The organism is Bacillus sp. FS02, from assembly GCF_024398395.1.
Taxonomy (GTDB): Bacteria; Bacillota; Bacilli; order Bacillales; family Bacillaceae; genus Bacillus; species Bacillus altitudinis.
On sequence record NZ_CP074101.1, the window covers coordinates 3,527,946 to 3,549,285 of the forward strand.

The window sequence follows — 21,340 nt, forward strand, 5'->3', positions numbered from 1 at the left end:
AATTATATTGGACGAGAGCTTTATCGTGTCTTATACTAAAGGTTAGCCGATGAAAACGGTACTTAGAAGACAGTAGAAATGGTGAGAAAAGAATGCTGGAATATCAGGTGAAAATAGATTCGTTTGAGGGTCCTTTGGACTTGCTTTTACATTTAATTAACCGTTTGGAAATTGATATTTATGATATTCCCGTCGCTAAAATTACGGAGCAGTATTTATTATATGTCCACACGATGAGGGAGCTTGAACTGGATGTTGCAAGTGAGTATTTGGTGATGGCTGCAACTCTCCTCAGCATTAAAAGCAGAATGCTTCTTCCAAAACAAGAGGAAGAGCTGTTTGATGAAGACCTGATGGAAGAAGAAGAGGACCCTCGTGATGAGCTGATTGGCAAATTAATTGAATACCGCAAGTATAAAAATGCAGCGCAAGAACTGAAGGAACGTGAAGAAGAGCGGCAAAACGCCTTCACAAAACCACCAAGTGATTTAAGTGAATTTGCAAAAGAAGCAGAAGCGAAGGACACAAACTTACATGTCACGGTGTATGATATGTTAGGTGCGTTCCAAAAGGTATTGAACCGCAAAAAAATAACAAAACCAGCACCATCAAAGATTACAAGACAAGAAATCCCGATTGAAGACAAAATGAATGAGATTATGAACCATTTAAGAAAAACAAAAAAGCGAACCAATTTCATGACTTTATTTCAACATGATCAAAAGGAACACCTTGTCGTGACGTTTCTTGCTGTTCTCGAATTGATGAAAAGCCATCAAATCATGCTGGAGCAGGAAGGAAACTTTGAAGATATTTATATCATAGGGAGTGAAACGATTCATGACGCTTGATATCGTGAATTGGAAAGCCATCTTAGAAGCGCTGCTATATGCAGCAGGTGACGAAGGCTTAACAAGAAAACAGCTCATGTCTGTTCTTGAAGTTGATGAGGCAGCGTTGCTTGATATTATGTCTGCCGTAAAGGAAGAATATCAAAAACAAGAACGAGGAATTGAGCTTATTGAATATGCAGATTCATATATGCTGCTGACGAAAAAAGAATACAGCGTATATTTAAAAAAATTAGTAGAGACACCATCGAAAGGGTTGTCACAGGCAGCGCTAGAAGTGCTCGCCATTGTCTCGTATAAACAACCGATTACACGCAGCGAAGTCGAGGAGATCAGAGGCGTTAAATCAGAACGAGTGCTGCATAGTTTAGTTGCCAAAGCACTGCTCTGTGAAGTAGGACGTGCCGATGGACCGGGACGAGCGATCCTTTATGGGACAACACCTACCTTTTTAGAGCAATTTGGTTTAAAAGCCTTAGATGAATTACCGCCACTTCCAGAGAATGTGGAAGCAGATGGGGTGCAAGAAGAGGCTGATCTCTTTTTTGAAAACTTCAATCAAACATTTGAAGAGATAAAATAGTTCAAAATAAGGAAAAATGTATGATAAAATATAAAAAAGATTTTAGGTCTAAAATCTTTATTTGAAAGATAAAATGGTGACAAAGCCATGAGGGGAAGGTAAACACGAAACAAATGGCACATATGAATGTAAAGGCTCAAGTTGATCAAGCAGGCGTTTTTTTATCAAAGGTTGCAGTTGAAGTGAATGATTTTCTGAACGAAGCTACCTTATCAAGCTTGAAACGATTAAACCCGGAAGCGGAAGCCTATTATTGTGACATATTAAGTACATTGCGGAAGCTTGCAGTTTATAGTGAGGATGGCGCGGCGGTTTGTAGGAAAATCAGGCAGCAGCAGACATTCCCGCAGCAAGCCGCACAGCAGACGCTTCATCGTATTTATCATCAATGTATTGAAGAATTTTTTACACCAAAAAAGGATACATGGTATGAAAATAGCCGTTCAGCCTACACAGGAAAAAGCTGCATTGTTTTCCATCATGAAGTATCGGCTGAGGTCAAACGTTTGTTTTCTTCATTAGAAAAAGATTTTTTAACGATGAGAGAAGAGCTGGAATATACAACATCTCATCAGCAAATGAAAATGGTATAAAGAAGACAAGGCAACTCTCACATGAGAGTTGCTTTTTTTTATGGACGAGGCATCATAACTTTTTCAGCCGCGCATACACTTGTACAAAACGGACAAGGACGTGAATGAACATGCCCTATTTAAAAATTGGAACAGCAGTCCTTCTTCTATTAACACTCTTACTGCCTTTTTCCTCACACGCTCAAGCAGACGTCTCATTATCGGTGAGTGCGAGAAGCGCCATTTTAATAGATGGACAGTCAGGCAGAGTCCTATTTGGAAAGGACGAGCACGAAAAAAGAAGAATCGCCAGTATCACAAAAATTATGACGGCTGTATTAGCCATTGAATCAGGAAAAATGAACGACATGGTCAAAGTGTCAAAACGTGCGATTCAAGCGGAAGGTTCTTCGATTTATTTAAAGGAAGGACAGAAGGTGAGTTTAGAAGACTTGACATACGGGCTCATGCTGCGCTCTGGAAATGATGCAGCTGTTGCCATTGCAGAACATGTTGGCGGCAGCTTAGAAGGCTTTATTTTTATGATGAACCAAAAGGCCTCTGAACTAGGCATGGAGAATACGAATTTTCAAAATCCGCATGGACTCGATGATCATAAAAACCATTATTCATCAGCTTATGATATGGCGATCTTAACGAAGTACGCCATGAAGCATCAGCAATATCAAAAAATTGCCGGTACCACCTTTTATAAAGCAAAAACAATCGAGGGTTATTGGAAAAATAAAAACAAGCTGCTCACGGGTTTGTATCAATATTCGACTGGAGGGAAGACAGGATATACAAAACTTGCAAAACGCACACTTGTCTCCACAGCTGCAAAAGGAGATGCTGCGCTCATTGCTGTGACGATTAATGCACCGGATGATTGGAAGGATCATATCTCAATGTTTGAGTATGCATTTGATCACTATAAAACGTATGTGCTTGCTGAAAAAGGCAGGCTCGCTTCGTTAAAAGGGACTTTTTACGAAAAAAAAGCGTTTATTAAGCGGGATGTGGACTATTTACTAAATGAGGATGAGAAAAAACTAGTGGAAATCGAAACGGAAATGCTGACGCCTGAAAAGAAATGGGAAAAAAACAAAGAAGCGATCCCAGATGTAGTAGGGAAAATGACGTTTTTACTGGATGGTCAGGTGATTGAGCAAGTTCCCATTTTTTATGAAAACAAACGCAACCGAATGCCTCAAAAAAGTTTTCAAGAAATGTTTAAGTCTGTCTTTCAGACATCGATAGGCGGATCTTCATGGTCAATCTGATTTGGGTATTCCTCACGGTCATCGGTCTTGTCTATGCAATGTTTAACGGAACGATGCATGAAGTGAATGAAGCGGTCTTTAAAGGATCAAAAGAAGCGGTCACCATTTCAATTGGGTTGATTAGTGTTCTTGTATTCTGGCTAGGATTGATGAAGATCGCAGAAGAAGCGGGGTTGTTACATTTCTTTAGTAAATTATGCCGGCCCTTTATCTCAAAACTATTTCCTGAGATTCCTGCGAATCATCCAGCGATGGGGTATATTCTGTCCAATCTCATGGCAAATTTCTTTGGCCTTGGCAATGCTGCTACTCCACTTGGGATTAAGGCGATGGAGCAGATGAAAGCATTAAATGGCGGAAAAAATGAGGCGAGCCGATCTATGATCACTTTTTTAGCAGTCAATACATCTTCTATCACACTTGTGCCAACGACTGTCATTGCCATTCGTATGACCTATGGCGCAGATCAGCCAACAGATATTGTAGGCCCAACCATTTTGGCGACACTTATTTCAGGTATCGGTGCGATTATGATTGATCGCTATTTCCACTATCGCAGAAGCAGGCGGGGGTGATCTTGTGGCATTTATTAACTGGCTGTCACTTGCTTTGATTCCACTGATCATCGCAGGAATATTGATTGCAGGGACGATTAAAAAAGTACCGACGTACGAAACATTTGTAGAAGGCGGGAAAGAAGGCATTCAAATTGCCTTTTCAATCATTCCATATTTAGTCGGTATGCTTGTCGCCATTACGATTTTCCGAGCATCAGGTGCCCTTGATTTTGTCATGGAATTATTGAAACCTGTGTTTACAGCGATTGGTGTTCCTACAGAAGTGGTGCCGCTTGCGCTTATTCGTCCTATATCAGGAACAGCGGCGCTTGGTATGACATCAGACTTAATTGCGACTTATGGTCCAGATTCTTTTATCGGCAAGCTTGCCGCCGTTATGCAAGGGTCAACGGATACGACCCTTTATATTTTAACTGTCTATTTTGGAGCAGTTGGTATTAAAAAAATGGGAGATGCACTGAAAGTGGGGCTGCTTGCAGACCTGATTGGGATCATTGCATCGATTATTATCGTCAGTTTGTTATTTAGCGGCGCCTAATCAGGTGCTTTTTTTATTTCGTGGATTGAAAACAGCTTTTTTGTTGAAATTAGACAGATGAAACGCTTATTTTTCCACGAATGCTTGTTTGTTTCAAGCCAAGCAAGTAAGATAGTACATGAGGTGAAAGACAAATGGAACGTTTACAGAAAGTAATTGCCCATGCCGGCGTCGCTTCTAGACGAAAGGCTGAAGAATTAATTAAAGAAGGACGAGTTACCGTTAATGGTGAAACAGTGACAGAGCTCGGAGTAAAGGTGGGCTCTTCAGATAAAATTGAAGTCAATGGCTTAAAGCTTGAAAGAGAAGAACCGGTTTACTTTATGCTTTATAAACCGCGCGGCGTCATTTCAGCTGCCGAGGATGATAAAGGACGCAAAGTCGTGACAGACTTCTTTGATGATGTTCCGCAGCGTCTGTATCCAATCGGCCGGTTGGATTATGATACGAGCGGTTTAATTTTGATTACAAATGATGGCGAATTTGCCCATAAGCTCATGCATCCGAAATATCAAATTGATAAAACGTATGCAGCGAAACTAAAAGGCATCCCTTCAAAAGAATTGCTTAGAAAGTTAGAAAAAGGAATCATGTTAGACCATAAAAAAACAGCACCTGCCCGTGCCAAAATGCTCTCGATTGATAAACGAAAGCAAACATGTATTGTGCAATTAACCATTCATGAAGGCAGAAACAGACAGGTTCGCCGTATGTTTGAAGCAATCGGCCACGACGTTCTAAAACTAAAAAGAGAGCAATATGCTTTCCTTCATATTGAAGGCATGAGACCAGGAGATCGCAGAGAATTGACGCCGCATGAAGTAAAACGCCTAAGAGCGATTGCGGATCATGGGAAAAGCGCTTTTTAATTTTCACATAAACTTCAAAAAATGAAGAAGCATCAAAAGAAGGAGAATGCTATAATTTACCTGAATGTCTATGGGGAAGGGGTACTTCAGATGAAGAAAAGACGATTTTTCATACGGACGGGCATTCTCCTCGTGATGCTTGCTGCACTGTGTTATACGATGTATAACTCAGTATTTGCCAAACAGGATCAAATCAAAGAAGGATCTATTGCGCCGAACTTTGTCCTTCAATCGGTAGATGGGGAACGGATTGAATTAAAGGACTTAAAAGGCAAAGGCGTCTTTCTCAATTTTTGGGGTACATGGTGCGGTCCATGTAAGCAGGAATTCCCTTATATGGCAAATCAGTATGAAGTGTTCAAGGATCGCGGTGTCGAAATTGTTGCCGTGAATGTGGGGGAATCCAATATTGCTGTGAAGAATTTTATGGATGCTTATGGCGTGAATTTTCCTGTTGCCATGGACAAAGATCGTCAAGTGACAGAGGCATATGATATTACGCCGCTGCCAACCACATTTTTAATTAATCCTGAAGGCAAAGTAATCAAAGTCATAAAGGGGACGATGACAGAACGTAATGTCTATGAATATATGAATTTGATTAAACCAAAGGGGTCATAGAATGAAAGAGGTAAAGTGCGAGTGTGGACATATTAATCCAATCGGTACTGTTCTATGTGAATCATGCGGGAATCCCATTGCAGCAAAAGAGAAAAATTCATCAAAGCTGCTTGATATGAGATATGACGGCAGTGCAAGACGCTCGCAAACATACAACAAAACGATTGTTGATAAAGTATGGAACTTTTTTTCTTCCGTAAAAGTGGGTGTGTGGCTCATTGTCATCACACTGTTAGCTTCTTCGCTAGGAACTATTTTTCCGCAGGAGCGGTTTATTCCGCCAGGTGCATCAGCTTCCACTTATTATGAGGAGCAATATGGGTCGTTTGGCAAGTTATATTACATCCTTGGATTCCATGATCTTTATAATTCTTGGTGGTTTTTAGCCCTTGTCGCATCTATCGGAATTTCCCTTGTGATTTGCAGCCTTGATCGAGTGATTCCACTTTATCGTGCACTCAAAAATCAAGGGGTTGTCAAAAAAGAAGGCTTTATGAGAAGGCAGCGTCTTTTCAGCGAAACAAACAAAACATTAGATCAACATACATATGAAGGCATCGTTAGTAAGATGAAACAAAAGCGTTACCGCGTACGAGAAGAAGATGGACATATTTTAGCTGAAAAAGGCCGCTTTTCCCGCTGGGGACCTTACGTCAATCATATTGGATTAATTATATTTCTCATTGGATCCATGCTCCGGTTTGTTCCGGGAATGTACGTGGATGAAACATTATGGGTAAGAGAAGGCGAAACGGCACCAATCCCAGGGACGGGAGGCCAATACTTCTTAAAGAATAACGCGTTTTCAATTGACCGCTATGAATCTGAAAAAGAAAAAGAAGTCTTTGAAAATGCGATTGAAAAGGCTGGCGATGGTCAAGTCGTCAAAAGTTATAAAACCGATGCCGTTTTATACAAACGTGAAGGGGAAGTTGTTTTTGGTGAAAAGCCAAAGCTAAAGCAGGTAACAGAACACGATATTAAAGTGAATGAACCGCTTAAGTTTGACAATTTCTCATTATATCAAGTGGATTTTAAACAAAATGAACTCGATCAAATGGTCTTTCAGCTGATTCGAAAAGATACTGAGAAATCTTTCGGAACAGTGAAGATTAATCTGCTGGAGCCTAAGTCAGAATATGATCTTGGTAGCGGTTACAAAGTCAAGGTGATGAGTTATTTGCCTGATTTTTATTTTGACGAAGATGGCACACCTAGTACGAAAACGAGGAATCCAAATAATCCTGCGTTCGTATTTGAAATGATCTCTCCTGAAAAACCAAAAGGTGAAAAAAGTTTTGTCGCGATTCAAGAGACAGTAGAGGGTTCTGATAACAATCTTTATAAAATGAAATTTGACCGGGTTGAAACAAAAAACGTGACAGGTTTAACGGTTCGAAAAGACTTAACACTCGGGGTACTTATTGTTGGCGGAATCATCTTTATGATTGGTGTCGTACAAGGGATGTACTGGCAGCATAGAAGAATCTGGCTGTCGGCAAAGGATGGAAAAGTATTTGTGGCAGGACATACAAACAAAAACTGGTTCGGCTTAAAGTCTGATCTTAAGGTGTTGCTGCACGGCAGTGGCATCAAACAGCCAGTGGATCAAAAAGAACTGCCTGATACAACAAGTATCAGCAAAAGCAAGGGGGAAGGGTTAGATGGCGGCAGTCAGTGAAAACCTGTTATTTGCAGCTTTTCTATTTTATTTAGCGGCAGTTCCTTTTTTTGGAGGGGCCATTAAAGGAAAAAAGAAAGAAGAGGGTCCGCGCAAAAATAAGGCGGCACTTATCGGCATAACGCTCACCATCATTGGTTTTTTGAGTCAATTTGGCTATTTTATTTCAAGGTGGATCGCGTCTGGTCACGCACCAGTCAGTAATCTGTTTGAATTTACCACAGCCTTTGGCATGATGCTGGTGCTCGCATTTATTATTTTATATTTTGTCTATCAAGTGTCTGTGCTAGGTTTATTCACACTTCCAATCGCTTTATTAATCATTGCTTATGCAAGTATGTTTCCATCGGATATTTCACCGCTGATTCCTTCGCTTCAAAGTAATTGGCTATATATTCACGTCACGACAGCAGCGCTTGGTCAAGCCATTTTGGCGATCAGTTTTGTGGCAGGTGTGATTTTTCTTTTGAAGCATGTCGATCAAACAAAACCGGGGAAGAAAACCTTTGGTTTAGAGCTGGTCATGTTTATGATTGTGGTCACTCTTGCATTTATCGCTGTCACGTCCATCTTTAGAATGACAGGGTATGAAGCGAAATTTAATTGGGTAGATAAAAATAAAGAAGAGAGCGTCATGGTCTATGAGCTGCCTGCCTTAGTAGGGCCTCATAAAGGAGAACTTATCACAAAAGATCGTTTAGAGCCTGTAGTTGATCTGCCGCCTGTTTTTTCAGGTAGAAAGGTGAATACAGTGCTGTGGTCATTTGGCGTTGGGTTGATTATTTATGGACTGCTAAGATTGATCATTCGCAAACGACTAAGTGCGCTGCTTCAGCCGCTCGTAAGACAGGTGAATCTCGATTTAGTCGATGAAATTGGATACAGGGCTGTTTCCATAGGATTCCCTGTATTTGCGTTAGGCGGTCTTATTTTTGCGATGATCTGGGCACAAATTGCATGGACTAGATTCTGGGGATGGGACCCGAAGGAAGTATGGGCTTTAATTACATTTTTATTTTACGCCGCCTATCTCCACCTTCGGTTATCACGAGGCTGGCATGGTGAAAAGTCCGCTTGGCTTGCTGTGATCGGATTTGCGATCATTATGTTTAACCTCATCTTTGTCAACCTAGTGATTGCGGGGCTTCATTCTTACGCGTAATCGCATGAAAAAGGCCAACTTTTATGATTCGATTCGGCTTTTTGTTAAAATGTATGTAACAACGGAGAAAGCAGGAGGATTGTCTAATGGAACACACAACTCAAACGAAAATATTAGTCGTCGATGATGAGGCAAGAATTCGTCGCCTTTTAAAAATGTATTTAGAACGGGAAAATTATGAAATTGATGAAGCGGAAAATGGGGATGAGGCCATTCAAAAAGGACTTCAAACCGATTATGACCTCATTTTGCTTGATTTAATGATGCCTGGGACAGATGGGATCGAAGTGTGTAATCAAATTCGAGATAAAAAAGCCACACCAATTATTATGCTGACAGCAAAAGGTGAGGAAGCCAACCGTGTGCAAGGTTTTGAGGCAGGAACGGATGATTATATCGTCAAACCTTTCAGTCCGCGTGAAGTGGTTCTTCGTGTGAAAGCACTGTTAAGAAGATCGTCTCAAACGTCATATCTCAATACTGGAACAACCACAAAAGATGTTCTTGTGTTTTCTCATCTATCCATTGATCATGATGCACACCGGGTCACAGCAGATGGAAAAGAAGTCAGCCTCACGCCGAAGGAATACGAACTTTTGTACTTCTTGGCAAAAACGCCGGATAAGGTCTATGACAGGGAAAAGCTTCTCAAAGAAGTGTGGCAGTATGAATTCTTTGGGGATCTGAGAACAGTGGATACCCACGTCAAAAGGCTTCGCGAAAAACTAAATAAAGTGTCACCTGAAGCAGCGAAAAAAATCGTGACAGTATGGGGTGTCGGGTACAAATTTGAGGTCGGCACTGAATGAAGCTGTGGAAAAGTGTCGTAGGAAAGCTATGGTTAACCATTCTTTTCCTCGTGCTCATTGTTTTATCGATTTTAACTGTGCTTCTTTTAGAATTCATTGAGAACTACCATGTCGAAGAAGCAAAGTCTGATTTAACACAAATGGCCAACAAAGTAGCAGTCATTTTAGAAAGCCATGAGGATCAATCGCTTGCAAGGTCGATTACATCAGAACTAGCTGATAAATTGACAAGTATCGCGATTGTTCAAGAGGATGGACTAGAATGGTATTCGTCTGAAAAAGGCGGGAAGCTTCCTGCGATCACAAAAGAACAAATTGAAGCAGACAAAGATTTGAACAAAGCACTGACAGAACGAAAAAAAATCAGTAAACGAGCTGAATCTGATACAGGCAATCAGAAGGATGAACGCATTGTAGTAGGTGTTCCTTACGAGGCGAACGGAAAGAAAGGGATGGTCTTTCTTTCTCAATCCCTCCTTGCTGTAGAGCAGACAACAAAACATACGACGCGTTATATCTTCCTCGCAGCCGGAATTGCGATTGTGCTGACGACAATTTTCGCTTTCTTCTTATCCACTCGTGTCACCTATCCTCTCAGAAAGATGAGAGAGGGAGCACAAGATTTGGCGAAAGGAAAATTTGATACAAAGATTCCTATTTTAACGCAAGACGAAATTGGGGAACTGGCGATCGCCTTTAATCAAATGGGCAAGCAGCTTAAATTTCATATAACCGCTTTAAATCAAGAAAAAGAACATTTGTCCAACATTCTGAGCAGTATGGCAGACGGTGTCATCACGATCAATATTGATGGAACGATCCTCATGACAAACCCTCCTGCAGAAAGATTCTTGCAGGCTTGGTATTACGAGCAAAATATGAAGATCAAAGATGGGGATGAACTGCCGCCAGAAGCGCGTGAATTGTTTCATACTGCCGTCAGTACGGAAAAAGAGCAAATGATCGAAGTCACGCTGCAAGGGCGTACTTGGGTTCTTCTTATGTCTCCGCTTTATAACCAGCAAGATGTCAGAGGGGCGGTTGCGGTACTTCGCGATATGACAGAAGAGAGAAGACTGGATAAGCTAAGAAAAGACTTCATTGCAAATGTCAGTCATGAACTCCGTACACCTATTGCTATGCTGCAGGGCTATAGTGAAGCGATTGTCGATGACATTGCCGGATCAGAAGAGGAAAAGAAAGAGATTGCCCAAATTATCTATGATGAATCACTTCGAATGGGGCGTCTTGTGAATGATCTTCTCGATCTCGCACGTATGGAAGCTGGTCATATTACACTGAATCTTGAATCAACTGATACAGAAGAGCTGACTGAAAAAATCTACCGTAAATTCCTTGGAATTGCGAAAGAAAAACAAATCAACCTGACGTATGAAATTCAAGTAGAAGAACCGTATTTTGTATTTGATCCAGATAAAATAGAACAGGTTTTTACAAATCTCATCGATAATGCCATTCGTCATACACCTGAAGGCGGAGAAGTTCACTTCTCAGTTCAATCGGTGGAAAATGGGCTCAAGATGGATGTGAAAGATTCGGGAAGCGGCATTCCTGAAGAGGATCTCCCATTTATTTTTGAACGGTTCTATAAAGCAGATAAAGCAAGAACAAGAGGACGTTCCGGTACGGGGCTGGGCCTTGCGATTGTGAAGAACATCGTAGAAGCGCATCAAGGCTCCATTCATGCACATAGTAAAGCTGGAACAGGTACTCACTTCACTTTCTATATTCCGAAAAAAAAGCAGGAACTCGTCTAATCTTGACGAAGAATCTTGTTACATGAGAAACACTTCTTTTCGAAAGAAAATGAAGTGTTTTTTCTGTTTTTATATTTTTAAGGAGAAGTTAAACAAAAAGCCCTTTCCAAATTGTCGATCTTGTAATATATTTGTCATAAAGTTGTAATGTAACGTTTTGTGAGAGTCACTCGACAAAAATAAGTGAACGGAGGGGTTTCCTATGCATGAAACCTTTCAAAAAATATATGATTCGTACCATCAAGATTTGTACCAATTTTTATTTTATATGGTAAAAGATAAAAATCAGGCAGAGGATCTCGTGCAGGAGGTTTACATTCGGGTACTTCACTCATATAAAACTTTTGAAGGAAGAAGCAGCGAGAAAACATGGCTGTTTTCAATTGCAAGGCATGTGGCAATTGACTGGTTTCGCAAACAGCAAACCATCAGACAACGGGTGCTCGGCACGTTTGATTGGGATAAACAGGATGTAAAAGATCCAGACCTGCTCCCAGATGAATTGGCTGTACAGGATGAAAATATCAAAGAAATTTATGCCGCACTTGATCATTGCACCATTGATCAACGAGCCGTCATCATTTTAAGGTTTATCCAAGGCTACTCAATCATGGAGACGGCCAAGGCGCTAAAGTTCTCGGAAAGCAAAGTCAAAACAACGCAGCACCGAGGCCTGAAAGTGCTCCGAAAACATATGGAGCTTTTGAAGGAGGAGCTAGTGAATGAAAACGAACAGGTCCAATTGGAGCGAAGAACGAATTAAAGTATTACTCAGTCAGCTTCCAAAGGTGGAGGACAACCGTTCATCTAAGCAGATTTACCAGCAAATGCTGATGGCAAGCGGGAAGAAAAAGAAAAGTGCCAGATGGATCGGTCCAGCGGTCGCAACCGTTGTGGTCTTATTTATGGCGTTTTTGATTTCTCCTCATTTATTTCAGCCGGCTGCTCAAGATATAAAGAAAGTGAAAATGGACTCGAGTGCTGAAAAAGGACAGGTGAATGCTACATTAGAGGCTGTAAAAAACACAAATGATCCTTCACATGTTGCTTATGCATCTGACAAAGAAAAGTATATGACGATTTCATACATAGATGAATCGACTTCTCAAGTTGTCCCAATCAGTATTCAAAAAGAAAATAAGCATGACGATGTGCAGGCGCTTCTTGATACATATGAAAAACTGGAGCTGCCTGAAATGACAAAACCTCTTCAAGCCTATATGGATATGGTGGATGTGAGTGAAAAAGGAGACACACTGATTTTTCAGCTGAAAAATGATTTGTCTCTTGATACATTAAAAGAAGCCAACCGTTTTAAAGACATGGTAAAAGAAACGTTAAAATGGAGCCAATATAAACAAGTACAGGTCAAGTCTGTCAATGGCTCGCACCTTCAATTAGGGACGAATGGCCGTCTTGGTACCATTTCAATTAATAAACAAACAAAGCACGCTTACTACGTTTTAGAAAATAAGAGCGGGACATTTTTGGTGCCCTCAAAAGATGATTATCCTTCTTATAAAGATGCGGTAGAGGCGATGAAGCGGGCGAATGATGCAGGACTCGATCCACTCATTAAAGAAGAGCCTATTAAAAAAGTGACATCAAAAGGTAAACATGCAACCATCACGTTTGGAGCATCAGCACAATTAACGGACTCAATTGATCATATTTTACTTATTGAAGGGCTGCTGCTCACAGCGAAAGATTTCGGTTTTACAGATGTCACGATACAAAATGCAGGAACAGATCAAGTAGGCCCATATGAATTAAAAGAACCGCTAGAGGTACCGGCACTGCCAAACCCAGTTGTTATCAAAGAACGCTAAAGGACGCAACTTATTGCGTTCTCAGCGTGTAGACAAACCCTCGCATTCTTTGTCAGTCCTGCGCTCCGGTGCTCACGAATGTCAAATTCACTCTGCTCCGGTGCTCGTCCTTCCTAGACTGCAAAGGTTTTCTATCACGCTGAAACGAAGACAAAGGGCTAAAATCAAGTTCATTTTAGCCCTTTGTCAACAATCTGAGGACGCAACTTATTGCGTTCTTTTTTCATGTATAGAAAAGGGCTTCCTTGAGGTATACTAAGCTGTCATGAAAAGAACTTCAAAGAAGGGAAGTCACTGATGAAAAGGTATTGCTACATATGTGCTAGCTGTTTCTTGTTCTTGACCTTATCACCGTTTGCCCATGCAGAGAAAACAACCGAGTGGGTGGAACCAATCAAAGGTGAAGTCACTGATTTGTTTGGGACAAGAGGTGGTTCGCATAAGGGGTTAGACATTGCTGCACCAGAAGGAGAATCCATTTTTGCTGCAAGCGAAGGTGTGGTTACTCGTTCCTATGTATCTGCTACATATGGAGAAGTTGTATTTATTCGGCATCCCAATGGATATGAAACCGTCTATGCGCATTTAAATGCGCGTTTTGTGAAGAATGGTGATCATGTACAAACAGGGCAGCCGATCGGCATCATAGGCAACACAGGCGCTTCTAGGGGCACTCATTTGCATTTTGAGGTGCACAGGGGTAATTGGTCAGTTAATAAAGAAGATGCAGTAGATCCGCTCACAATCATTGCAAGAGATCGTTTCCAAGAGCCAGCCCTTCATGTAGATGGATATGAGAAACATACATATGTCATACAACGAGGGGACACGCTCTGGTCCATTGCTAAAGCACATAAAATGACCGTTGATCAATTGAAGAAAATCAATGCACTGACAAAGAATCTCATACGTACAGGTGAACGTTTAATCGTTTCAACAAAATAAACCTCATGCAAAAGCATGAGGTTTACCATTTTTTTATAGGTCAATCAGACGTACAGAAAGAATATCGCTCACTTTAGTTAACGTTTGGACAATTTCATCTTCAAGGTGCTTGTCAAAAGAAAGCATCATGATGGCTTCGCCGCCTTTTTCTTTACGGCCTACTTGCATTGTCGCAATGTTCACATCGTGGTCGCCTAAAATCTTTCCAACTTGACCGATCACACCAGGTGCGTCAGTATGCTGAATATAGACAAGGTGCCCATCTGGGTAAAAGTCAATATTGAAACCATTAATAGAAACGACACGTTCACCTAGATGCGGGATATACGTTGCTTTTAATGTAAAGATAGAAAGATCACCTTTGACTTCAATGGAAATGCTGTTCTCATAGCCAGATTCGCTTGAAGAAATTTTCTCGCTAAAGCTAATGCCGCGTTCTTTTGCCACCATACCAGCATTGACTTCATTTACAGTTGAATCGACACGCTCTTTCAAAAAGCCAGAAAGCAGACTTTTTGTAATAAACGATGTTTCGAGTTTTGCGATAGATCCTTCATATGAAATGCTGACTTCTTTTACAGGTTCTCTCATCGATTGAGAAACAAGACGTCCAAGTTTTCCTGCAAATTGATGATAAGGCTGGATTTTTTTGAACTCGTCTTTTGTCATCGCTGGTAGATTAATAGATGACATGACCGGGAGTCCTTTTGCAAATTGAAGAACTTCTTCAGAGACTTGTGCCGCCACATTTAATTGTGCTTCTTTTGTAGATGCACCAAGATGCGGAGTGGCAATGACGTTTGGATGATCCACAAGTGGATTCTCAGTAGGTGGTTCTACTTCAAATACATCGAGAGCAGCCCCTGCGACATGACCATTTTCAAGTGCTTCAAGAAGGTCGCGTTCGTCAATGATGCCGCCGCGTGCACAGTTCACTAGACGAACACCTTTTTTCGTTTTTGCGATTGTTTCTTTATTGAGAAGTCCTCTAGTTTCTTTTGTTAAAGGTGTATGTACCGTAATAATATCTGATACTTCAAGCACTTCATCAAGTGATTTTGCATTAACACCAATTTTTTCGGCACGTTCTTTTGTGAGGAAAGGGTCAAATACGTTGACCGTCATGCCAAATGCTCTTGCACGCTGGGCGATTTCACTTCCAATTCTGCCTAATCCAACAATCCCAAGAGATTTTCCGTAAAGCTCAGCACCGACATATGCGCCTCTGTTCCATTCTTTTGATTTCACAGAAATATTCGCTTGAGGAATATGACGCATGAGAGATGAGATCATCGCAAACGTATGCTCTGCCGTTGAAATCGTATTCCCATTTGGTGCATTGATGACAATCACACCGTGTTTTGTTGCTTCATCAATGTCAATGTTGTCGACTCCCACACCGGCACGGCCAACAATTTTTAATGAAGTCATTTTTTCATAAAGTTCTTTTGTTACTTTTGTGGCACTTCTGACAAGTAAGGCATCAAACGTGTGTAATTCATCTTCTGCTTCTGTTACATTTTTTTGAACAATTTCAACAAAATCTGATTCTAATAGTGGTAAAAGACCATCATTGCTCATCTTATCTGAGACTAATACTCGAAACATCGTAAGATTTCCTCCTAAAATAAACGTCATAAATATCTGATAATTTACCATATTCCTTTTCACTGTGTCAATCAAATTAAAGCAGTAAAGCGAAAAAGAAAACACGAACATTTTTTAGTGTCTTGATCAAGAATGGACACCTTTAAACAAAAGATAACCAATTTTTACGCATTTGTCATTATAAATTTTAGGTTTTTTACGATTTCTTAAAACTGATGAATTTGCTCAGGATTTTTATCTGTACAAATGCTCATATATCATATATAATGATGTCGAATTGAATAATGATCAATCTTCGGGGCAGGGTGTAATTCCCTACCGGCGGTGATGAGACATAGTCTCTAAGCCCGCGAGCCTTTTTTGGCAGGATTCGGTGTGATTCCGAAGCCGACAGTATAGTCTGGATGGGAGAAGATGGAGGTTCGTAAACGTTGAAAACATGTCTGTTTATACGTTTATTTGTGTAGCCTAAATTTCCCGCTCCTGTGTATGTATTCAGAGCGGTTTTTTTGTGGCTAAAATTGAACAATCCTCTTTTCGAAAGATTTGATCGAAAAGGAGAGAGAATATTGAATCAAAGTAGAGTAAAACGTTTAGTTGTTACCAGTATGCTTAGCAGTATTTCGTTTGTATTAATTTTATTAGATTTCCCTTTTCCGGGACTTCCAGCGTATTTAAAAATTGATTTTAGCGATATTCCGGCGATTATTGCGATTTTGATTTATGGGCCAGGTGCAGGGATTGCCGTTGAGGCTTTAAAAAATGTACTACATTACCTCATTCAGGGCAGTATGTCCGGTGTTCCTGTTGGGCAAGTAGCCAATTTCATTGCAGGCACATTATTCATTTTACCAGTCGCTTTTATGTTTAAAAAAATCAAATCAGCAAGAGGAATGGCGTGGTCAATGGTCATCGGTACAGTGCTTATGACCGTCATGATGAGCATTTTAAATTACTTCTTGTTCCTTCCAGCGTACACATGGTTTTTAAACGCACCTGAACTATCAGATCATGCGCTTAAAACTACCATTACAGCAGGAATCTTACCTTTTAACTTTATTAAAGGAATCATCATCACCATTGTCTTTAGTTTCATTTTTGTCAAAATGCGTCCATGGTTTGAAAATAAACGCCGACTTCAAAATAGTTAATATAAAAAAAGCCCCTTTTAAAGGGGCTTTTATCCTATTCATGCTTAAGTGGATCACCATCGAAAGTTTCGTCCGCAACTTTGATTGAGTCAGTTGGGCAACCTTCAAATGCATCAAGCATATCTTCTTCAAGTACTTCTGGAACTTCTACAGTCCCCTGATTGTCATCAAGCGTGACAAATGCAATGCCTTCATCATCATAATCATAAATGTCTGGAGCAGCTGCACCGCATGCGCCGCAAGCAATACATGTGTCTTTGTCTACAATTGTATATTTTGCCATGTTAAAAAAATACCTCCCAGATTGTTCGATGGAACAAATGGTTTAACCTTTTTAGTTACACCGATAAAAAACCAATTTCCTCAAACCTTATTGTAATGATTTTAAATTCACATTTCAACTGTAAAGTGATTGAGAATGCTTATCACATAAGGGTTTGTTCATAACTTTCCCCATTAATTGAGTTTAAACATTTCTTCTTCAATGAAATCTGTTAAAATAAAGGGAGAAAATATTCGAATTTTGTCAGGAAGACAGGTGCTTTGGTCAATGACGATTCATTACTTGGATGTCATATTGATGGACAGCGTACATAAATTGAACGGCGAACGCTCCATTAGTGCTGTCTACCATCTTTTTAAAGGGAAAAAATCATCACAAACGATACAGGATGCAAGTTTGTTTCAGCTTTCTAGCTACTTCGGCTGCTATCCAGCTTTTACGAGGGATCAGCTGAACCGCTCTGTACAAAGGCTAAAAGAGCAGCACTTCATTAGAAAGACAGGGGATACATTCATTGCCACAGATGCAGGAATAAGTATGCTCAGGCAGTGTTTCACTGAAAAACCGATGCCAGTTTATTTTGATGGTGCCAAGTATCATGATAAAGCAAAGGTGTTATGGATGAGACTGTCTTTACTTGTGCAGGTCCTTTCACATCATGCAGCGGGGTCACAACACTATGTGCCGATTCAAAGAGATATATCGGTTCAAAACTGGACAAAATCCTTCTTCTCGCAATATCACCAGAAGAAAAAGCTTTCTGAAGATATCCATCATGAGCTTGAAACACTTCTTGCTCATTTAACTGATCAAGAGGCACTGCTTTTTGTTTATTCATTGACTTCCAATGAAAGAATCGGACGGACGTACCTGCAAATGGCGGAATGGATGAAAGAAGATGTATGGTATGTTTACTTGCTTTTTTGGAATGTGCTCCATTATTTTATTCAATGTGCGCAAAAAGGTGAGGCACCGATCATCCAGCGAATGATAGATGATCTTCAATTCAAACGTGTGCTGACCACCTCTACCCATAAAACGCTTGAGCTTGTACAAAAAGGGTTCAGTATTGATCAAATTGCTCATATTCGTTCATTAAAAAAAGCGACAATCGAAGATCATATTGTGGAGCTCTCGATACATGAGCCGAGCTTCTCGATTGAACCATATGTCAGCAGTGAAGCTCAAAAGGCGATACATGAGGTAGCCGGTCAGCTCCAAACCAACAAGATGAAGCTGATCAAAGAAAGTCTCGAGCATTCATTTACTTATTTTCAAATACGATTGGCATTGACAAGGATGGTGAAAGCAAATGGATAAGCTTCATCAGACGCTGATGCGATATTATGGTTATGATGCCTTCAAAACAGGTCAGGAGGACATTATTCGAAGTGTACTTCAACAAAAAGATACGGTTGCCATGCTTCCTACTGGTGGCGGGAAGTCCCTTTGTTATCAAATTCCGGGCTATTTGACAGACGGGTTAGTGCTGATCATTTCACCTCTTTTATCACTCATGGAAGATCAAGTAGAACGCATGAAAATGCGCGGTGAAAAGCGAGTGGCTGCGCTTAACAGTACACTGTCCTTTCAGGAAAGAAGACATATTATTCGGCATTTGCCATCATATAAATTTTTATTTGTCGCACCTGAAGCGCTTATGTCAGAGGTATTGTTAGAGCAGCTCAAAGCGATGCATGTGGGTCTATTCGTTGTAGATGAAGCTCACTGTATATCGGAATGGGGACATGATTTCCGCCCGGAATACTCCAAGCTTGGAGAATGGAGAGAAGCGCTCGGCAATCCTGTCGCCTTAGCACTAACGGCAACTGCGACGAAACAAACCTTAAAAGATACTGTGCAAACGTTGCGGCTAGAGCATCCAGATGTTCATATTCATTCAGTCAACCGGCCGAATATTGCACTATTAAAAGAGGCGCAAGAAACGAAAGAAGCAAAAGAGAAACGAGCACTTGAGCTTGTGGAAACCCTTCAAGGGCCTGGGCTGATTTATTGTCCGACCCGGCAAATGACAGAAGATATTTCACGTTTGGTGAAACAAAAAACGCATCAGCGTGTAGAGTTTTATCATGGCGGAATGGAGTCGGGGGACCGCATGCTGATCCAGCAGCAATTTATCAGTGGTCAAATTGATCTCATTTGCTGTACAAGTGCTTTTGGAATGGGAATTGATAAAGCAAATATACGCTTTGTGATTCATATGAGTCCGCCTCAATCAATTGAAGCATTTATGCAGGAAATTGGAAGAGCTGGACGGGACGGGAAAAATAGTGTGAGCGTTCTGTTATATACAGAAGAGGATGCGGATATTCAAAGTCATTTGATTCAAGCAGAAGGTTTTGATGATCCAGAAATTGATTTTTTCTTAGCTCGAGTATCACAAATGCCGATCAATGATGAAAAAAAATTACGTGAACAATTGATGGAAGCAGGGCTTCAGGAGACGCGCGCGCGAATGCTCTCGCATTATTACACGATGTACCAAACTGAACAGCCCCGTTTGCTCATGAAGAAGCTGAAAGAAAAGCTGCAGGATAGACAAACAGAAAAGCTAAAAAAAGTGTGGCAGTTTAAAGAGCATATCACTGGCCATCGCTGCTTTAGGCAATCTTTGTTATCATACTTTGATGAGCAGCTTGATCTAACGGAGGACGCTTCCTTTGGGAACTGCTGTTCTTCATGCGGACTTGACCTGTCTGATTACGAAAAAAAAGATCAACCATTGGAGCTGAATGAAATGAAACACTGGAAGACCGAGCTGGATCGTCTATTTCATCTGACAAAAGAGGCGCAGCATTGATTGAACAACATCGCCGTATTATTGAAAAATTAACCGATCGACAAGTAGTAGAACAGTTGTATTTTACACAGCTGCTCATGCTGATTGTCTCTTTTTTACTAGGGATGTTTATGTTTGATCATTGGACTGATTTTACAGCCCTATGGCAGATCCGAGATATGCGTATCCTGACTTACGGAATTGGCGGCGCTTTGCTTGTGATTATTGTTGACGCTATTGTCATGAAGGTGTTTCCAGCTCATATGTACGATGATGGCGGATTAAATGAAAAAATGTTCAAAAACCGCAGCATCCCGCATATTGTTTGGTTAACGCTACTCATTGCCTTTTCAGAAGAAATTTTATTTCGCGGGATCGTTCAGCAGCAATTTGGACTGGAGATTGCAAGCATTGTGTTTGCACTTCTTCACTTTCGCTACTTGTCAAAAATACTCTTGTTTATCCTTGTGGTTTCTATTAGTATTTTTTTAGGACTTTTATACGAGTGGACAGGAAATTTATTCGTTCCTGTCATGACACACTTTGTCATTGACCTAGTCTTTGCATGTCAAATTCGTTTTAAATATTGGGGGAGGGATGAACATGGAAGAAATGTCGAGAATGAAGAGAAAAAAGCAGCAGCTGACAAACATCCATGATGATGTAGAGGAAAATCTTGAAGAAGAAAAAGTGCATCCTTCAGATGACTCTCACTTTCCTACACGAGAAGATTTTCATGAATATAAAAAGCAGCGAACCAAAAAGGTGCGTAATCCATTGTTTACGACACTGGCTATTATCTTTCCTATTATTGTCGTCACGGTTTTCTTCCTGTTGATTTATTACACATCAAAGGAAATTAACGATAACAACAATCAAGGTGTTTATATTGATAAAACATCGAGTGCTGACACAGATCCAGTCCCGTCAGCACTTGTTGAAACAAAAAATGATTCAAGCGCTGACAAAGCGGATGCGTCTGATGATGAGAAGAAAAAGAAAGATGCTGATAAAGAAAAGCAGCGTTCAAAAGAAAAAGCAGAGCAAAAGAAAAAAGAACAAGCCGCTAAAGAGAAGGCTGAGCGTGAAAAGGCCGAAGCTGCAAAAAAGCGTGAGCAGCAACAGCTCGCTCTTCAAAAACAGCAGGAAGAGAAAAAGCGAAAAGAAGCAGAAGAGAAGAAGAAGCAGGAAGAAAAACCTGTTCGTGTCGTGCAGCATACTGTTGGACCAGAGGAAAACTTGTATCGAATTTCCATGAAGTATTATCAAAACCGATCAGGGGAAGAGAAAATTCGAGCTTACAATCATTTAAAAGGAAATAGCGTGTACAGCGGACAAGTATTGAATATCCCATTAGAAAATTAATATTTGACATGAATGAATCGAAAAGCACATACAT

The 21,340-nt window shown here is 40.6% G+C and carries 22 protein-coding genes and 1 riboswitch; of the genes, 20 read left to right on the forward strand and 2 right to left on the reverse strand.

All coding sequences use genetic code 11. The annotated features are described in order from the left end of the window. Positions 1-92: 92 nt before the first annotated feature. From KFQ09_RS18190 to KFQ09_RS18260, 15 genes are all read left to right on the forward strand, one after another. Positions 93-851, forward strand: a complete 759-nt coding sequence (locus tag KFQ09_RS18190) for a segregation/condensation protein A (RefSeq protein WP_007501021.1) — start codon at positions 93-95, stop codon at positions 849-851. Beyond that, entirely contained in the window at positions 841-1,434 is a 594-nt protein-coding gene (gene scpB, locus KFQ09_RS18195; RefSeq protein ID WP_008344462.1) for an SMC-Scp complex subunit ScpB, read from the forward strand. Before KFQ09_RS18190 ends, scpB begins: the two co-directional genes overlap by 11 nt. A 113-nt stretch (positions 1,435-1,547) precedes the next feature. Then, on the forward strand, positions 1,548-2,027 hold the full coding sequence (locus tag KFQ09_RS18200; protein WP_255835864.1) for a YpuI family protein: 480 nt from the start codon (positions 1,548-1,550) through the stop codon (positions 2,025-2,027). A 110-nt stretch (positions 2,028-2,137) separates the two neighbouring features. Continuing rightward, entirely contained in the window at positions 2,138-3,289 is a 1,152-nt protein-coding gene (locus KFQ09_RS18205; RefSeq protein WP_017367523.1) for a D-alanyl-D-alanine carboxypeptidase family protein, read from the forward strand. Continuing rightward, complete coding sequence (locus KFQ09_RS18210) at positions 3,277-3,864, forward strand: nucleoside recognition domain-containing protein (RefSeq protein ID WP_007501015.1); 588 nt, start codon at positions 3,277-3,279, stop codon at positions 3,862-3,864. The genes KFQ09_RS18205 and KFQ09_RS18210 overlap by 13 nt, the downstream gene beginning before the upstream one ends. Positions 3,865-3,868: 4 nt before the next feature. Next, positions 3,869-4,405, forward strand: a complete 537-nt coding sequence (locus KFQ09_RS18215; RefSeq protein WP_017359781.1) for a spore maturation protein — start codon at positions 3,869-3,871, stop codon at positions 4,403-4,405. A gap of 134 nt (positions 4,406-4,539) precedes the next feature. Continuing rightward, the gene (gene rluB / locus KFQ09_RS18220; protein ID WP_008344472.1) at positions 4,540-5,274 is read left to right on the forward strand and encodes a 23S rRNA pseudouridine(2605) synthase RluB; all 735 of its coding nucleotides are present in this window, start codon (positions 4,540-4,542) and stop codon (positions 5,272-5,274) included. Positions 5,275-5,364: 90 nt separating this feature from the next. After that, a complete protein-coding gene (resA, locus tag KFQ09_RS18225) occupies positions 5,365-5,895 on the forward strand; it encodes a thiol-disulfide oxidoreductase ResA (RefSeq protein ID WP_017359780.1) in 531 nt (176 codons plus the stop codon). Between the two features lies 1 nt (position 5,896). Then, positions 5,897-7,576: a cytochrome c biogenesis protein ResB gene (locus KFQ09_RS18230; protein WP_019743083.1), complete on the forward strand. Its 1,680-nt coding sequence runs from the start codon at positions 5,897-5,899 to the stop codon at positions 7,574-7,576. Next, the gene (gene ccsB / locus KFQ09_RS18235; RefSeq protein WP_019743082.1) at positions 7,560-8,738 is read left to right on the forward strand and encodes a c-type cytochrome biogenesis protein CcsB; all 1,179 of its coding nucleotides are present in this window, start codon (positions 7,560-7,562) and stop codon (positions 8,736-8,738) included. The genes KFQ09_RS18230 and ccsB overlap by 17 nt, the downstream gene beginning before the upstream one ends. An 86-nt stretch (positions 8,739-8,824) precedes the next feature. Next, complete coding sequence (locus tag KFQ09_RS18240; protein ID WP_017359777.1) at positions 8,825-9,547, forward strand: response regulator transcription factor; 723 nt, start codon at positions 8,825-8,827, stop codon at positions 9,545-9,547. Continuing rightward, a complete protein-coding gene (locus KFQ09_RS18245; protein ID WP_017359776.1) occupies positions 9,544-11,325 on the forward strand; it encodes an ATP-binding protein in 1,782 nt (593 codons plus the stop codon). Before KFQ09_RS18240 ends, KFQ09_RS18245 begins: the two co-directional genes overlap by 4 nt. A gap of 202 nt (positions 11,326-11,527) precedes the next feature. Next, entirely contained in the window at positions 11,528-12,088 is a 561-nt protein-coding gene (gene sigX, locus KFQ09_RS18250; RefSeq protein ID WP_007501006.1) for an RNA polymerase sigma factor SigX, read from the forward strand. Then, a complete protein-coding gene (locus tag KFQ09_RS18255) occupies positions 12,048-13,154 on the forward strand; it encodes a hypothetical protein (RefSeq protein ID WP_017359775.1) in 1,107 nt (368 codons plus the stop codon). The genes sigX and KFQ09_RS18255 overlap by 41 nt, the downstream gene beginning before the upstream one ends. Positions 13,155-13,451: 297 nt before the next feature. After that, on the forward strand, positions 13,452-14,099 hold the full coding sequence (locus KFQ09_RS18260; RefSeq protein WP_046343877.1) for a M23 family metallopeptidase: 648 nt from the start codon (positions 13,452-13,454) through the stop codon (positions 14,097-14,099). Between the two features lie 33 nt (positions 14,100-14,132). Here the strand turns inward: KFQ09_RS18260 and serA are convergent, their stop codons facing one another. Beyond that, a complete protein-coding gene (serA, locus tag KFQ09_RS18265) occupies positions 14,133-15,707 on the reverse strand; it encodes a phosphoglycerate dehydrogenase (protein ID WP_046343875.1) in 1,575 nt (524 codons plus the stop codon). Positions 15,708-15,994: 287 nt separating this feature from the next. After that, positions 15,995-16,127, forward strand: a riboswitch (FMN riboswitch). A 188-nt stretch (positions 16,128-16,315) separates the two neighbouring features. Between serA and KFQ09_RS18270 the strand changes: the two genes are divergently transcribed. Continuing rightward, a complete protein-coding gene (locus KFQ09_RS18270) occupies positions 16,316-16,858 on the forward strand; it encodes a riboflavin transporter FmnP (RefSeq protein ID WP_048002289.1) in 543 nt (180 codons plus the stop codon). A 34-nt stretch (positions 16,859-16,892) separates the two neighbouring features. Here the strand turns inward: KFQ09_RS18270 and KFQ09_RS18275 are convergent, their stop codons facing one another. Continuing rightward, positions 16,893-17,141, reverse strand: coding sequence for a ferredoxin (locus KFQ09_RS18275; RefSeq protein WP_008344492.1), 249 nt, complete (start codon positions 17,139-17,141; stop codon positions 16,893-16,895). A 267-nt stretch (positions 17,142-17,408) separates the two neighbouring features. Here KFQ09_RS18275 and KFQ09_RS18280 point away from each other — a divergent pair, with 267 nt between their 5' ends. The 4 genes from KFQ09_RS18280 to KFQ09_RS18295 are packed head-to-tail and all read left to right on the forward strand — an operon-like array spanning position 17,409 to position 21,306. Next, positions 17,409-18,461, forward strand: a complete 1,053-nt coding sequence (locus KFQ09_RS18280; RefSeq protein ID WP_255835865.1) for a YpbB family protein — start codon at positions 17,409-17,411, stop codon at positions 18,459-18,461. After that, complete coding sequence (locus KFQ09_RS18285) at positions 18,454-19,962, forward strand: RecQ family ATP-dependent DNA helicase (RefSeq protein WP_255835866.1); 1,509 nt, start codon at positions 18,454-18,456, stop codon at positions 19,960-19,962. Before KFQ09_RS18280 ends, KFQ09_RS18285 begins: the two co-directional genes overlap by 8 nt. Then, positions 19,959-20,600: a CPBP family intramembrane glutamic endopeptidase gene (locus KFQ09_RS18290; RefSeq protein WP_008344498.1), complete on the forward strand. Its 642-nt coding sequence runs from the start codon at positions 19,959-19,961 to the stop codon at positions 20,598-20,600. Before KFQ09_RS18285 ends, KFQ09_RS18290 begins: the two co-directional genes overlap by 4 nt. Then, complete coding sequence (locus KFQ09_RS18295) at positions 20,545-21,306, forward strand: LysM peptidoglycan-binding domain-containing protein (protein WP_017367515.1); 762 nt, start codon at positions 20,545-20,547, stop codon at positions 21,304-21,306. The genes KFQ09_RS18290 and KFQ09_RS18295 overlap by 56 nt, the downstream gene beginning before the upstream one ends. Positions 21,307-21,340 lie beyond the last annotated feature (34 nt).